General features: G+C 41.7%; 12 protein-coding genes. 7 read left to right on the forward strand and 5 right to left on the reverse strand.

Going from position 1 to position 14,007, the window contains the following annotated elements:
• The first annotated feature begins 193 nt into the window (after positions 1-193).
• Positions 194-1,105 (forward strand): LysR family transcriptional regulator, encoded by a 912-nt coding sequence (locus EV695_RS13565; protein ID WP_243651615.1) that lies wholly within the window; start codon positions 194-196, stop codon positions 1,103-1,105.
• Positions 1,106-1,368: 263 nt separating this feature from the next.
• Here the strand turns inward: EV695_RS13565 and EV695_RS13570 are convergent, their stop codons facing one another.
• A complete protein-coding gene (locus tag EV695_RS13570) occupies positions 1,369-1,974 on the reverse strand; it encodes a TetR/AcrR family transcriptional regulator (protein WP_131906524.1) in 606 nt (201 codons plus the stop codon).
• Between the two features lie 188 nt (positions 1,975-2,162).
• Between EV695_RS13570 and EV695_RS13575 the strand changes: the two genes are divergently transcribed.
• The 4 genes from EV695_RS13575 (at position 2,163) to EV695_RS13590 (ending at position 6,625) form a co-directional block, all read left to right on the forward strand.
• A complete protein-coding gene (locus tag EV695_RS13575) occupies positions 2,163-2,732 on the forward strand; it encodes a carboxymuconolactone decarboxylase family protein (protein ID WP_131906525.1) in 570 nt (189 codons plus the stop codon).
• Positions 2,733-3,122: 390 nt separating this feature from the next.
• Positions 3,123-4,544 carry a ferredoxin reductase family protein gene (locus tag EV695_RS13580; protein WP_131906526.1) on the forward strand — a complete coding sequence of 474 codons (1,422 nt, stop codon included), beginning with the start codon at positions 3,123-3,125 and terminating at the stop codon, positions 4,542-4,544.
• Positions 4,545-4,581: 37 nt separating this feature from the next.
• The gene (locus tag EV695_RS13585; protein WP_131906527.1) at positions 4,582-4,797 is read left to right on the forward strand and encodes a 4Fe-4S dicluster domain-containing protein; all 216 of its coding nucleotides are present in this window, start codon (positions 4,582-4,584) and stop codon (positions 4,795-4,797) included.
• A gap of 4 nt (positions 4,798-4,801) precedes the next feature.
• A complete protein-coding gene (locus EV695_RS13590) occupies positions 4,802-6,625 on the forward strand; it encodes an FAD-dependent oxidoreductase (protein WP_131906528.1) in 1,824 nt (607 codons plus the stop codon).
• A gap of 160 nt (positions 6,626-6,785) precedes the next feature.
• On the opposite strand, the gene EV695_RS13595 is transcribed toward EV695_RS13590, so the two are convergent.
• On the reverse strand, positions 6,786-7,403 hold the full coding sequence (locus EV695_RS13595) for a TetR/AcrR family transcriptional regulator (RefSeq protein ID WP_207907086.1): 618 nt from the start codon (positions 7,401-7,403) through the stop codon (positions 6,786-6,788).
• A gap of 115 nt (positions 7,404-7,518) precedes the next feature.
• Here EV695_RS13595 and EV695_RS13600 point away from each other — a divergent pair, with 115 nt between their 5' ends.
• Complete coding sequence (locus tag EV695_RS13600) at positions 7,519-7,995, forward strand: YybH family protein (protein WP_165874712.1); 477 nt, start codon at positions 7,519-7,521, stop codon at positions 7,993-7,995.
• Between the two features lie 87 nt (positions 7,996-8,082).
• Entirely contained in the window at positions 8,083-8,463 is a 381-nt protein-coding gene (locus tag EV695_RS13605) for a hypothetical protein (RefSeq protein ID WP_131906530.1), read from the forward strand.
• Between the two features lie 71 nt (positions 8,464-8,534).
• Here the strand turns inward: EV695_RS13605 and EV695_RS13610 are convergent, their stop codons facing one another.
• The 3 genes from EV695_RS13610 to EV695_RS13620 all read right to left on the reverse strand — a co-directional run bounded on the left by EV695_RS13610 (position 8,535) and on the right by EV695_RS13620 (position 13,775).
• Positions 8,535-9,482 carry an AEC family transporter gene (locus EV695_RS13610; protein ID WP_131906531.1) on the reverse strand — a complete coding sequence of 316 codons (948 nt, stop codon included), beginning with the start codon at positions 9,480-9,482 and terminating at the stop codon, positions 8,535-8,537.
• Positions 9,483-9,545: 63 nt separating this feature from the next.
• Positions 9,546-12,602 carry an AAA family ATPase gene (locus EV695_RS13615; protein ID WP_131906532.1) on the reverse strand — a complete coding sequence of 1,019 codons (3,057 nt, stop codon included), beginning with the start codon at positions 12,600-12,602 and terminating at the stop codon, positions 9,546-9,548.
• 15 nt (positions 12,603-12,617) lie between these two features.
• Positions 12,618-13,775 carry an exonuclease SbcCD subunit D gene (locus EV695_RS13620; protein WP_131906533.1) on the reverse strand — a complete coding sequence of 386 codons (1,158 nt, stop codon included), beginning with the start codon at positions 13,773-13,775 and terminating at the stop codon, positions 12,618-12,620.
• Positions 13,776-14,007: the final 232 nt, after the last annotated feature.

Here is a 14,007-nt window from a genome sequence, read left to right on the forward strand (position 1 = left end):
ATCTAAATGACATTTTCCTTAAGAGCGAGATCATTCTGTAATAATTTATCCATAAACGAAACTAAATATTAAACCCCTCTAATATAAGAATTGCTTATGTTAAAATATCGGCGTAAGATAATTAGAGAAGTCGGTATTTTCTAATCCGCTATCTGACTTTTACGCTAAGAAAAAATAAAAGAGGAGAACCGCTATGGCACATATTTCAATGCGTCAAATTCATATCTTCGATTCAGTCGCTCGTTATCAGAGCCACACGCAAGCCGCGCAAAAATTGCACATGACGCAACCCGCCGTTTCAATGCAGATGAAACAATTAGAAAAAAATCTGGATATTGAATTATTCGAAAGACACGGCAAAAAACTCAGCCTCAGTGATGCAGGTCAGCAACTGCGTGAATACAGCAAAGAAATCATTCAGGGTTATGAGAACATGATGGACTTTGTAGACAAAATCAAAGGCTGTCATACAGGGCATTTGACGATTACCGTCGCCACCACTGCGAATCATTTCACCACCCGAATTCTTTCTGCATTTTCCAAAAAATACCCGGATGTCACTATCAGTCTGGATGTCACCAACCGTCGACGCATACTCGAACAGCTAGAAAATTACGAACCCGATCTGGTGATCATGGGCGAACCGCCTAAAGGTCATGGCCTGAAATCAGAACGGTTTATGCCAAACCCATTGGCGATCATTGCATCACCTGAACACGCCTTGAAAGACAAAAAGAACCTTAAATTAAAACAGGTACAGAAGGAAAAGTTTGTTGTACGAGAAAAAGGATCCGGCACACGCGGTGCAATCGAAAGACACTTTTCTGAAAATGGATTAGTCTGTGAAACGACACTCGAAATGAGCAGTAACGAGGCGATAAAACATGCGGTTTCAGCCGGATTCGGTTTGGGCATAGTGTCGTTACATACCGTAGAACTAGAACTGGCCAATAATCATTTAATAACGTTAGATGTAGAAGGATTTCCGCTACAAAGACACTGGCACCTGGTTACCCGAGAGGGAAAAGCAATATCCCCTGTTGCGGAGGCTTTTCGGACCTTTGTTTTAGAAGAAGCAGATAAATTTGTGTATTACGATAAATGAGTGAATGAGTAAGTAAGTAAGTAAGTAAGTAAGTAAGTAAGTAAGTAAACAAATAAATAAGTAGATTAGCCCCCCCCTACTTATAAGCCCTTTTCTTGTGGTTGATCTAACCTATTCCATCGACATTTCCTTCGGAAACTACGATGGACTTTGTTGGCTCTTGGTGAGCCTAACAAAGTCACCCCCCTACTTTGAGGCCGTTTTTTTTTACGGCCATTTGTTTTAGCAATGACAACTCTATTGCTTACTCACGGAATAAAGGCTTATTTCACCGGAAGCATATTTAGGGAAAAATTAGCAATCTCCTGCAATTCCTGTTTGCTTTTACCGGTACGCGCGTGAACGGATAAACCATAGATAACAGCCATCAGATAGCCTGTTATTTCTTTCAGGTTGGCTTCTTCTGTAAATTGACCTTCTGCTATTTTCTGTTGCAGAAAATTAGAAATCATTTCCTCATGCATCGCTTGCTTTTTTTCCATTAACGCGGACATATCATCCGGAAAACCCACTCCGCCAGATTCACAATGGCTCTTAACAAAAAAGCAGCCACCCGGATTTTCATCCCCCGCTTGTATTTCGATAATTTTGTAAATGTAAGCACGCAATGCATCTTTAACAGGAATCGCTTCACCCTCAGAAAGGGTCTGGCTTAATGGTGATGCATATTCAGATAGGTAGCGCTCCAAGGCTGCTTCAAACAACTTTTCTTTATTGCCAAATGCAGCGTAAAGGCTTGGCTTATTTATACCTAGCTCGGTTGTTAGATCGCTTAGCGATGTTCCTGAATAGCCATTCTTCCAGAACACACGCATGGCTTTATCCAATGCTTCATCTTTATCGAAAGTTCTTTTTCTTCCTGCGCTCATATATTTCTGCGTCCAATAGTTCTTATTCAGTCGTTAACTACGATGTATCAATTCTTTACAGCGTAATAAATTATGCTTGACATAATGTACCGAGCGGTAAAGAATGTCAAATATGTACCGAACGGTACAGATATATTTTATAAACAATTTAATTCAATGAATGGACTAAAACGTCCTGGAGAAAAAACATGTCACGCGAAAAACTAGTATCACTTGAAGCAGTAAACCCTGAAACAGCGACAGGACGAGCCAAAGAATTATTCGATGAAGCTAAATCAACAGTCGGTTTTGTCCCTAATATGTACGCCAACATGGCGAATAACACTGCCCTGCTAGATACCTACTTTCATGGTTACGGAAAATTCCACGAAGGAAGTGGCCTAAGCTCGCAGGAACAGGAAGTCATTTTCCTTGCGATTAGCAGCACCAACAATTGCGAATACTGCATGGGTGCTCACAGCATGATTGCTGACAAAATGTCTGGCGTTCCAGCCGATGTGCTTCAAGCTATCAGAGCAGGAAAAGAAATACCGGACGCTAAATTAGCAGCATTAGATGCCTTTACACGTGAAATGGTGACATCAAGAGGCAATCCAGACAAAGATGCGATTGCGGCATTCCACGCAGCAGGTTATGAAGATAAAGACATGCTTGCGATTGTATTGGCGATTTCCGTTAAAGTGATCAGCAACTACTCTAATCACCTATTTGCCTCACAACTGGATGATGCATTTGCTGCATACAGCTGGCCTGAGTAAATTATTCATCTTTGTTTTGATCCATTGAAATAGAACAAAGCAAGTTACACCCCCCTACTTATGGGCACTTTTTTAAAAAAGTGCCCATAAGTAGGGGGGTGTATTTTTTTGTGTAATATCTTAAAACATCCAATAACAAAGACATCAATGTTCGCTAATCTCAGATAAAAACCCTGATGATTGATTCATCGTCTCAAAAATCATTTCCCTGAGACTTTTCCCATACCGACACCAATTTTTCCAAGCCTTTTGATCTACGTCATTAAATGACTAGAAATCAAATTAGTTCTCATAAATTTTCACATTTCATGCACATTTCAGACTTATATTTGGTGTGTGCGGTAATGAGTACCTTGCTTGTTCAATGTACTTATTCTGATAGCAAATTGGATGAAAATCATGATAACTCAATCTTCAGTGTTAGAAAAATTCGGCTTACAGTATCCGTTTAAATTCAATAAAAAAAGCAAACTGGCATTAGGTTATTTTTGCCTAATGTTGCTTCCATTCCTCGCGACCTTTAGTCTGGATATGGCAGATAAAACAACTTATGCCACTATCCTGACCACGGTAAATGTGCTGGCAATGATGGCTTTTTATATGCAGTTCCCCTTAGTCAGCCGCTTAAAGTCATTTAGTCTATTTGCGAATATTGACTGGAATATCACCCACCATAAAAAAATTGGCCTTTGGCTTGGCATTATCTTCCTGCTACATCCTGTGTTGATACTCGCGCCGCGATTTTTGGTCTCATTTGATGATGGTATGCACAGCCTTGTTTCAGTCATCACTGCGCCTCAAATGCTCACGGGGATTATTGCCTGGGTCGGCATGATCATCTGGATATTGATCGCAATATTTAAAAACACACTCAATATCAGTTATGAAACTTGGCGCTTTACGCACATGCTGGGTTTAGTGACAATTATGATTTTGGCGACGCTGCATATTACTTCTGTAGGTAGTCATGGACAGTTTCAGGAAAAATTCAATCTCATCTGGTGGGCATTGTGCGCTACCTCGGTGACAATGGTTCTGTACAACTATTTCATCAAACCTAGAATACTCCGATCTAAACCCTTCAAATTGATCGATGTTGCACAAGTCAGTAGCACCGACTGGCAAGTCACCATCGAAAAAAAAGACGCATCAGGTTTTGATTTTGAAGCCGGTCAGTTTGTCTGGCTCAATACCAGCAAACACAGTGGCGGGGTAAAAGAGCACCCTTTTTCAATCGCATCCTGTCAGGCGGATCTTCCCCGTGTGTCATTTCTTATCCGAAATCTGGGTGATTACACCTCAAAATTAGACACCCTAAAGATTGGTCAAAATGTTTATGTCGATGGTCCTTACGGCAGTATTAATCTGGCGGAATCAAGCAAAGCAAAAGCTATAGTGTTAATCGCAGGTGGTGCCGGAATCGCCCCAATGTTGAGTCTGTTACGTGGCTTGGCAGAGAAAAACGACGCACGCCCTATTCGACTTATCTATGGCAATAATCGGCTCGATCAAATGGTGCTTCAAGATGAAATTAAAGCGCTGGAAAAAACCATGCCAAATTTCAAACAACAATTAGTCTGCAATGAGGAGTTTAATCAAGAACATCGAGAGGATATCTATCAGGGAGTCATCGACAAAGACTGCATTGAAGGTGTTTTCAACAGCATCAATAACCAAAATAGCATCGAAGCGAAAAAAGATTGTACGGTTTATCTATGCGGCCCGAAACCGATGATTGCAGGCGTTAACACTAGCCTGAAATCGCTCAACATACCCAAAGAACATATTCATTATGAACAGCTTTCATTCTAAATGACTGTTGATAATTTAAAGGTAAGAGGAATTCATCATGCCAATAAGTGAAATAGCAGGCTGCATAGGCTGTCAAACCTGTGTGCAAACCTGCCCGACTGACGTCATACAGTTCGATTTTGACAAGAAAAAGGCCTACATCGCCTACCCTGAAGACTGCCAGATTTGTCACCTATGCCGTCTTTACTGTCCGGTAGACGCGATTAGTATCACCCCTGAAAAATCCATTCCTGTTGTCGTTTCCTGGAGATAAAATCATGTCGGATCAAATCAAGTCAGATAAAACTAAAATCTCACGACGAACCTTTCTGGGAATAGCAGGTGCGACACTTGGTGCAAGCGCCATCGCAGGAAATATGCCACCGATGCCAGCAGGCGGTCCTCCTCCAATGGGACACCCACCCATGGGGCATCCTCCGCAAAGAAATGAGACGAAGGTTGATGCAGATAGTTTTAAAGAAGAACAATTAGAAGCCGATGTGCTAGTAATTGGCAGCGGTATCGCAGGTCTGTTCGCGGCGGTTAAAGCCCACGATGCTGGCGCAAAAGTAGTAATGGTGTCCAAAGGTCGTTTAGGCAGTTCGGGGCTGACCCCCTTCGGTAAAGGCGTATTTAGTTACGATAAAAAGAATCCTAAAATGCAAGTGGATGAATACCTTGCAAAGGTCGCTGAATCTTCGATTGGTACGAATAACCCAGTGTTTACGCGTCAACTGTTAGAACATTCAGCAGATAGAGTGGCCGAATTAAAAGAATGGGGTTTCTTCGATTCTGCGTTGTGTTTCGAAAGTTTTTCCAAGCCCATGAAAGAACGCAAAATACCCATTATCGAACGCATTATGATGACCCATCTGCATAAAGAACAAGGACGTGTTGTCGGGGCATCCGGGTTTAGTTTAGATCACAACACCATTTTTAATTTTTCAGCGAAAACCGTGGTTTTATGCACCGGTTCTGGCGGCTTTAAAGCCAACGGTTTTCCTTTATGTGATTTAACCCACGATGGCACCATTATGGCTTACAACATCGGCGCAAAAGTCACCGGTAAAGAATGGAACGATGGCCACCCCGCATCAGCCAAAAATTCTGGTTCGAGTTACGATAATTGGCATGGTCAGATAGAGGAAAAACCGAGCACTACCTCGGAAGATATCCACCATGATTTAGGGGTAGATTTAAATTACACCGCTTACACCAAGGGTGGTCCAGTTAGCATGGGGCCGCCGAGTGATCGTTCAAACTCAGATAACAACTCAGGTGCAGATTTCCCTAGTGGTCCCTATATTCCCGAATCATTCCGTCATGCAGGCGGCCCTCCTCCACAACAAGAAGAAGCAACAGGTCTGAGTGCGCTGTTTGCTAAAAAGAAACGACAAGGTCCACCGAATATGGGGGGCGAATCTGTAGGTGGTTCGACTGCAGGTATGGCGATTCATAAATCAGAAGGATTAGTGCCTATCGATGAAACCGGCTTAAGTACGATACCGGGTTTGTGGGCATCGGGTGATGCATTAGGCTCTTATATGTCGGGTGGTATTTATACGCAAGTGGGTAGCTCTATGGCGGGTTCCGCGGTGCAAGGAGCGATTGCGGGAGAAGCCGCAGCCAAAGCCAGCAAAACGGTTACAGCGATTTCGATACCAAAAGAAAAGCTAACCCAAACTCGAGATGAAATCCTCGCGCCATTAAAACGCGAAACTGGCTACAGCCCGGCGTGGGTCACGCAAACGCTGCAAAGCACAATGATTCCAAATTTTGTTTTATACATTAAAAAAGAACGCATGATGCAAGCCGCCTTAGCCTATATTGAAGAACTAAAGGAACATCACGGCCCAATGATGATGGCATCAGATCGCCACCATTTACGCCTTGCGCATGAAACCATGCACATGATTATCACCGCTGAGATGAAACTGAAAGCTTCAATGATGCGCACAGAAAGCCGCTGCAGTCACTACCGTCTGGATTACCCAGGTATTGATACTGAAAACTGGCAGGCATGGATCAATATACACAAAGATGAAAATGGTGAAATGACCCTAGAAAAACAGCACTTTGATAAATGGCCGGAATTTGCCTAGAAATTTGCGTGAGTTGTTTTTTAAAGATTTGTGCCTAGATATGCATGTTTGGGAATTTAACAAAAAAAACGTCTGTAAGTAGGGGGGTGCAAATACACCCCCCTACTTACAGGCACTTTTTTAATCTTGCAGTAAAACGATTGTAAATGTGTCGTAATGCTTAGCTAATAAGCATTTTGACTCGATCTTTTATATCCTTCGTCAGTAACTCCTCTGTCCAGCCTGCTCTTCCACGAAACACATACCCTTGTCGCATATCATGCAATAATTTTGCTCGTTCAAGAGATGGGAAATCACTCGGTAACACCCCTTTTTCTTTCTCCAGATCAAATCGAGCAGATAGACGAAAATCAGTTTCTTCAATTGCACGCATCATGCGTTCTTCAACGCCCTCCACTTCGCCGACACTTGTCGCTACACAAGATGCAAGAAAGCATCCTTTAGCGCCACTTTCGTGTTCAGTCGAATAGTGAATAACGGATAATAAAAAGCCTTCTATGGCTTTGGCTATATCATCTTCAGATTCGAAAGCGACTATCGGTGCACAACCATCAACATCGGCGTAACGGTCGATAGCTTTTAAGTAGAGTTCACGTTTATCGCCGAAAGCTGCGTATAAACTTGGACCACTGATTCCCATGGCTTTTGTCAGGTCTTTCATCGAAGTGCCGTCATAACCTTTTGCCCAAAAAGTATTCATAGCGGCAAGCAGAGCCTCATCTATATCAAAATTCCTGGGTCTTCCCTTCTTACCTGCAATTATATTTGTATCGTTCAATATATAATTCCTTGACAGTTAATTTATCTTCATTAATTATATATCAAACGTTACATATATAAATAACTTAATCATTATGACACATTTTTTAAACAAATTTAAAAGGATCAATTTCATGCGTAAATCTATTAATCTCTCTTTGTTTCTCGCCTTGATAATAGGAGTATCGGTTGCTTCTTTTGCGATGGGAAAACAATCTACTTCAGTTGCCAGCTTAAACGCTTTTAATGATCATTTTAATGCGTCAGTAATCGCCGGAGATGCAGACGCTTTAGTCAACATGTATGACGACAAAGCACTCTGGATTGAACAGGGAAAACCTGTTGCACAGGGTTTGGAAGAACCTCGTAAGCTATTTAACTTTATCACTTCTAACAAAGGACAGGTTAACCACACCATCGACAATTTGTTTGTATCAGAAGATTCCAGTCTTGCAGTCATGATTGGTTCTGTAGAAGCCAAACTAGAAAAAATTGGGATGGACGCTACCGGAACGTATTTATTCGTACTTCGTCCTGATGGAAAAACATGGAAAATTGTTACCGATATGTGGCACCAGCATGCTCCTGCTAAATCAGAATCAAGCCAGTAAATACTTAGCTATCCAAAATTAAATCACTTAATTAATCTTTAAATTAAACACTAAACAAATAACGACATTAAATATAGGAACAGATCAATGACACCGAATTCAGCACAAGCACAAACCGTAAAAGAAACACTGGATAGTTTAATCCATGCCGCTTCTAGTGCGCATCTCGAAATACTCGAAACCTTGTATCACAATGATATGAAGATTTACATGCTCGCAGGTAGCGACCAATTACACATAATGAATAAACCTGATTTTATCGCTCATCTTAAAGAGTCTATGAAAGATGGAAACACTCCCAGTACCTGGGCTAACTACCATCTGGTAGAGGCTGACGAAACATATGGACATGTCATTATAAGCCGCAAGGTGAATCTAACAGGTGAAGAAAAGATTATCACACTGAGTATCGATTTCATCTTTGAAGATGGGCGTTGGCAGATTACCAGAGAAGTTATTTATACCTAATTGTTCTTTTAGATATTAAATATTATTCAAACACACCCCCCCTACTTATAGGGGGTTTTTTACATGCAGGACTACATCCAGCCCAGACTACGCAGAATCATAATCCCCAAACTCACACTCACCAGTGATCCCAATGAAGTCAGCGCGATGATATTCGCTGCGAGTTTGTAGTTGCCACCAATGCCTTTCACCATAATAAAACTGGCTGAAGCGGTGGGTGCAGAACACATCAAAAAGAGAATACCTAAATCGATGCCTCTAAACCCGACCAATATGCCGCCGAGGGTAATTGCGAAAGGCACGATAAATAATTTGGAAACGGTCGCGTAGATTGTCTTATTCGGGTTTGATTTCAACTCCTGGAAGTTCAATGATCCACCTGTACAAATCAATGCCAAAGGCAAAGCGAGGTTGGCAAAGTACTGACCCGTTTTCGCGGCAAAATCTGGCATGGGTATATGTAAGGCGGATACGACTAAGCCGGCTGTAATACCAATAATCAACGGATTTTTAGCAATGCCTTTGATGATTTTACCGACACTTTGATCGACCTGAGAAGAACGGTTGAGCGTGATCACAGATAACACGTTATACAGCCCAGTAATAAACCCTAAGTACAATGAAGCCGCAATCAAACCCGCTTCGCCATAGGCATTTACACAATAAGCCAGACCAATAAAACCCATGTTCGCGCGGAAAGCACCTTGTACGAAAACCCCTCTATCGCTCGCGGGTTCCAGACGTTTTGCCCACAGCCCTAACAGCACAAAGACAACAATCGTTGCTATCGCTGCATAAATAATAAGCGGTAGATTATTCACTTCTTCCAAGGGTGTTTTTTGAATACCAAAAAACAATAATAACGGCAGTGAGATATTAAAAACGACCTTAGAGCTCACATCAATGAACGAGTCGTTGATGAAATTGATACGCTTAAGAAAAATACCGACGAGAAGAACGATAAAGATTGGCGTAGTGACTGTGAGTGAAAAGCCGAGGCTTTCTAAAAGAGTCGTCATAAGAACATTCAAGTAGAATTAAAAACAGATTGTGGAGGACTGATAAAAATAGTCAAACAAATTTTAGTTAACTAATTCAATATAACTTCCTTCCATCCTGCTTTTCACATCTATTCTCACAGGGATTTGTTCTTTCAATTCCGATACATGAGAAATAATACCCACCATCCGACCCGTATCGCGCAAATCCATTAAGGTGCGAATCGCCAGATCCAGAGAGTCCGCATCGAGACTACCGAAACCTTCGTCGATGAATAAAGTATCCAGATGAATCCCGCCCGCATAGGCTTGCACCACATCGGATAAGCCCAATGCAAGCGACAGCGATGCCATAAAACTCTCGCCGCCTGACAAGGTTGAAACAGGACGAATTTTACCCGTGTAGCTATCTTCCACTTCCAGTTCTAATCCCGATGCCTTGTTACCTTTGGCTCGATCTTCCTTGCGCAATAAATTGTAACGGCCTTTACTCATCAGCTTTAATCGATGGCTTGCATCAATCAACACATCATCCAGCAGAACACTCAATACAAAGCGTTGCAGACTGATTTTATTACCGGTATTGCCATTCGCGACATTGGATAAAGTCCCAATGATTTTGTATTCGTCTTCTTCGGCTTGTTGGCTTTTACTGATCTCATTTAAGGTTTTCTGAGCTTGTTCAAAATTGCCCAGCTCTTTATCTTTCTCTTTGCTTTGCTGCTCAATTTGATTTTTTTCATCATCCAGACTTTGTAACTGCGTTGCCAATAAAGTCATATCGGGTTTGACCTTGCCTTTCAGCGCAGCCTGCTGATTCTCAATGATGCCACTCACTTTTTGCAACTCTTGCGTGTATTCTTCGATTGTCGTTTTGATAACGGCTAAGGCAGCTTCATCCAGTCGTGCCTGTTGATACGCCGCTTCATTCTCAAAATCACTTTTTTCCAAAGCAGACTGCCAGGCAGATTGCGCTTTTTCTAATTCTGATTTTAATTTCTGTTGCGCCTGCTGTTGATTTTTTAAGTTAGTCTCCGCTTCGGTTTTCTCATTGCTCGCGGCTGCCTGTAGCTGCTGAGCCTGAGCAATACTGTTGTTAAGCGCTTCGATGTTTTCATTAACGCGCTGAATTTCTGCGTTTAACGATGTCAGATCGCGGTACTCTTCGGGCAGTGCTTTCTCGGCATTTGCTACCAGCGCTTTGCTTGCTTCCAGTTGTCCGTTCAACTCAGATTTTTGCGCTTGCAACTGATCCTGATTTTTTCTCGCGTTCTCTATCTGGGTTTTTAACTGGTCTATTTTTTCTTTTAGTTCGGTTAATTGTTTTTGCTGATTTTCCTGCAAAGCTAACTGTTGCGTTAATGCCTGATGTTCTTTATTCAGCTCATCCAATGAGATACTGGCGATGTCATTCCATTGCTTTTGTAATTCTGCTAATTGCTCTTTAAAACCATTCAGGCTGGAGCGTAAACTTAAAAATGCCTCTTGAGCCTTTGCATGTTTCTCTCTCGCAACTGTCACAGCGCTTTGCGCTAATTCTCGATCATGATCTGTCGGTAAATCTTCCTCACTGTAAGCAGGTTGCGGATGCTCAAAACTACCACACACAGGACATGCCTGATCGTCTTGTAAATCTTTGGCAAGAATCGCAGCTTGCGCCTGATGCCATTTTAACTCTAAGGACTTTGCCTTTATATCTTCCGCTTCAAGACTAGCCTTTAAACGTTTACCATTCTGGGTGAGCTCTGTTAACTCTTGCGTCAGCGTCGCTATTTTAGTGTCTAACGCTTCATAGTTTTGGCGTTTTTTGATCTGATCAGACAGCGTTTGTAATCGCAGTTTTAACGTTGCTTCATTGCTAAGCTGTGCTTCAAGTGCGGCTTTTTCTTTGTCTGTCGTTTCCTGATTTTGTAGCAGGTTATTAAGCGCAACTTGCGCCTCGGTAAACTGTTTTTCAACCGCGACAAAATTGTCCTTTATGGCTTTAAGCTTTACAGATTCTTTGTTTAAAACTTCGCCCTTTTCCTGATAGCTTTTTAAATGAATTATTTGTTCTTTTTTCTTATCAAGTTCAATTTGGCGTTGTGGGTTTTTTAATAGATCTTCTTCTGCACTTTTCAGTTTCGTTACAGCCGTTTGATGACGCTCTTCAATCGCTGTTAACTGTGTAGATGATTCCTCATAGGCATTTTTGGCTTTTGATAAATCAGAAAATACGGATGTGATTTTTTCAGCAACAGCGGCAAGCGAAAGCTGTTCTTGCTTTTGTTTGATCTCACTTTCTTGTTGCTTTAATGCTTCGAATCTTTCTTCCTGTTGTTTTAAATTCTGGAAGTCCTTTTCTAAATCTTTGGCTTTTTCGAATGCCTTGACTGATTCTAAATACGCCGTGTTTTTTACCGCCAATTCTGCTTTTAAGGTTTTCACTTCAGGCTTGATTTGATTGATGATCAGTTCCAGTGCTTCAAGGTTTTCGACACCTACATTTTGGAACACGCCTTCTTGCTGATCTTTTAAACCCTGAACTTTTTTGGCGACGACACTGGCTTGTGCCCTTAATTTATCTTCAATGCGTTTGTAAACATGCGTTTCAAATAGCTGGCTGAATATTTTCTCACGGTCTTTAGAATCCGCCATCAACAACTGTCTGAATTGTCCTTGTGGTAGCACCATAACCTGACGAAACTGATCAACTTGTAAGCCAGTTAACTGCTCAATCATCTGAGTCGCATCTGAGACCTTTCGTGCGACTAAATTCTGCGCGATCTTGCGACTAGCATCCAAACGGTTTAACTCAGCACTCGCTGCCTGTTTGGTCGTTCCTTCCCCTTTAGTCTTTGCTCGCTCCTGCTCGGGCACACGTTTAATTTGGTAAAGCTCACCACCTAATTCAAACACAAATTCAACTTCGGTGAGTAAATCATCGGGCGCAAAGTCACAGCGCATTTGCATCGCTTCGCGTTCTTTTCCGGTGGTTTGGCCGTAAAGCGCAAAACAGATCGCATCGAGAATCGTGGTTTTACCTGAACCGGTTGTGCCATTTATTAAAAACAATGGGTTCTCGCCCAATGCCTCAAAATCAATCACTTCTGTATTGATAAATGGCCCAAAGGCAGTCATGGAAAGTTTTATCGGTTTCATTGGGTAAACTCTTAACTAATCAGCTTCGTTATTACTGTGGATTTCATCAAGTATTGTCTCTAATACTTTCTCCTGATCTTTATCTAATGCCTGATCTTGAACCTGATTGTAAAAGTCTTTAAACATCGATAATTCGCCTTTTTTCAGTAAATCCCGATGCGCTAATTTCTGCTCACCCGATGACATTAAACCAGGTCGCTCAAGATGAAGTACATTGGGATACACTTGGCGCAGTTTACCCATAGGATCAAGAATCGCGTGTTTATCCGTTAAACTAATCAGCAGATAATCTTCTGGATGTTTATCCGTTTTTGCCGCTTCGATAATCTCATCAAATGCGCCAGAAATTGAACGCATATCGTGCAATGCTTTCAACCCAACCTGCTTAATCTCACACTCACCTTTCTCATCCATATCAACCAGGGTAATGGATTTATTATGATGCTCTTCTGAGAATGAGTATTTAAGGATAGAACCAGAATAACGAATGTTCTTTTCGGTGCGATGTTGCTGACTATGTAAATGCCCTAATGCCGTGTAATTAAAGCTTTTAAAGTGCTTGGTTGTAACATGCTCGGCACCACCTACCGACAAAGGCCTTTCGGATTCACAGCCATCACCGCCTGCAAGAAAACAATGGCTGATAGCAACCGAACGTTGTTTTTTATGATCAGGAATTTCTTTAATGATCCTTGCCATGCATTGATCGTGCGTTCTTAAATCAGCCGAATCATCATCATCCTCAACAAACACACTACGCACAGTCGCCGGATCAGCATAAGGAATGGAATAAAACGTCACCTCCCCAAACGCATCGTTTAACACAACCGTTTCAACCTTTTTGCTTAAAGGCCCAGTGATATACAAATTTGCCTGAGACAATTGGCGAGAACCAAAGCTCAATCGTTCTGGGCTATCGTGATTACCCGCAATCATAATCACCGGAATATCAAGCACATTACATAACTGGTTTAAGGTCTTATCAACAAGGCTAACCGCAGACGCAGGCGGAATCGCACGATCGTAAATATCGCCCGCAATAATCACCACATCAACCGCTTCAGATTTAGCGATGTCAATGATCTGATCTAAAACATAAGCCTGATCGTCAACCAGAGAAACATTGTGAAATTGCCGCCCAATATGCCAGTCTGATGTGTGTAATATCCGCATTTAAAATTGTCTCATTAAGATCAGATGGACAGTGTAAATGACAATCACCCAATATCACAATCATCTGTATTTTGTTTTTTAGGGCGGTTAGAAATATTGGAAAGGCCCCCCCCTACTTTGGGGCATTTTTATTCATAAACAATTTAATTCATTTCCTTACCCTCAGTTCTATTTCACCTTCGAGGCGATATAATAAAGGGTTTTATTGCTGCTCCGTCTTTCCTATAATTTT

It is taken from the genome of Cocleimonas flava, from assembly GCF_004339015.1.
Lineage (GTDB): Bacteria > Pseudomonadota > Gammaproteobacteria > Thiotrichales > Thiotrichaceae > Cocleimonas > Cocleimonas flava.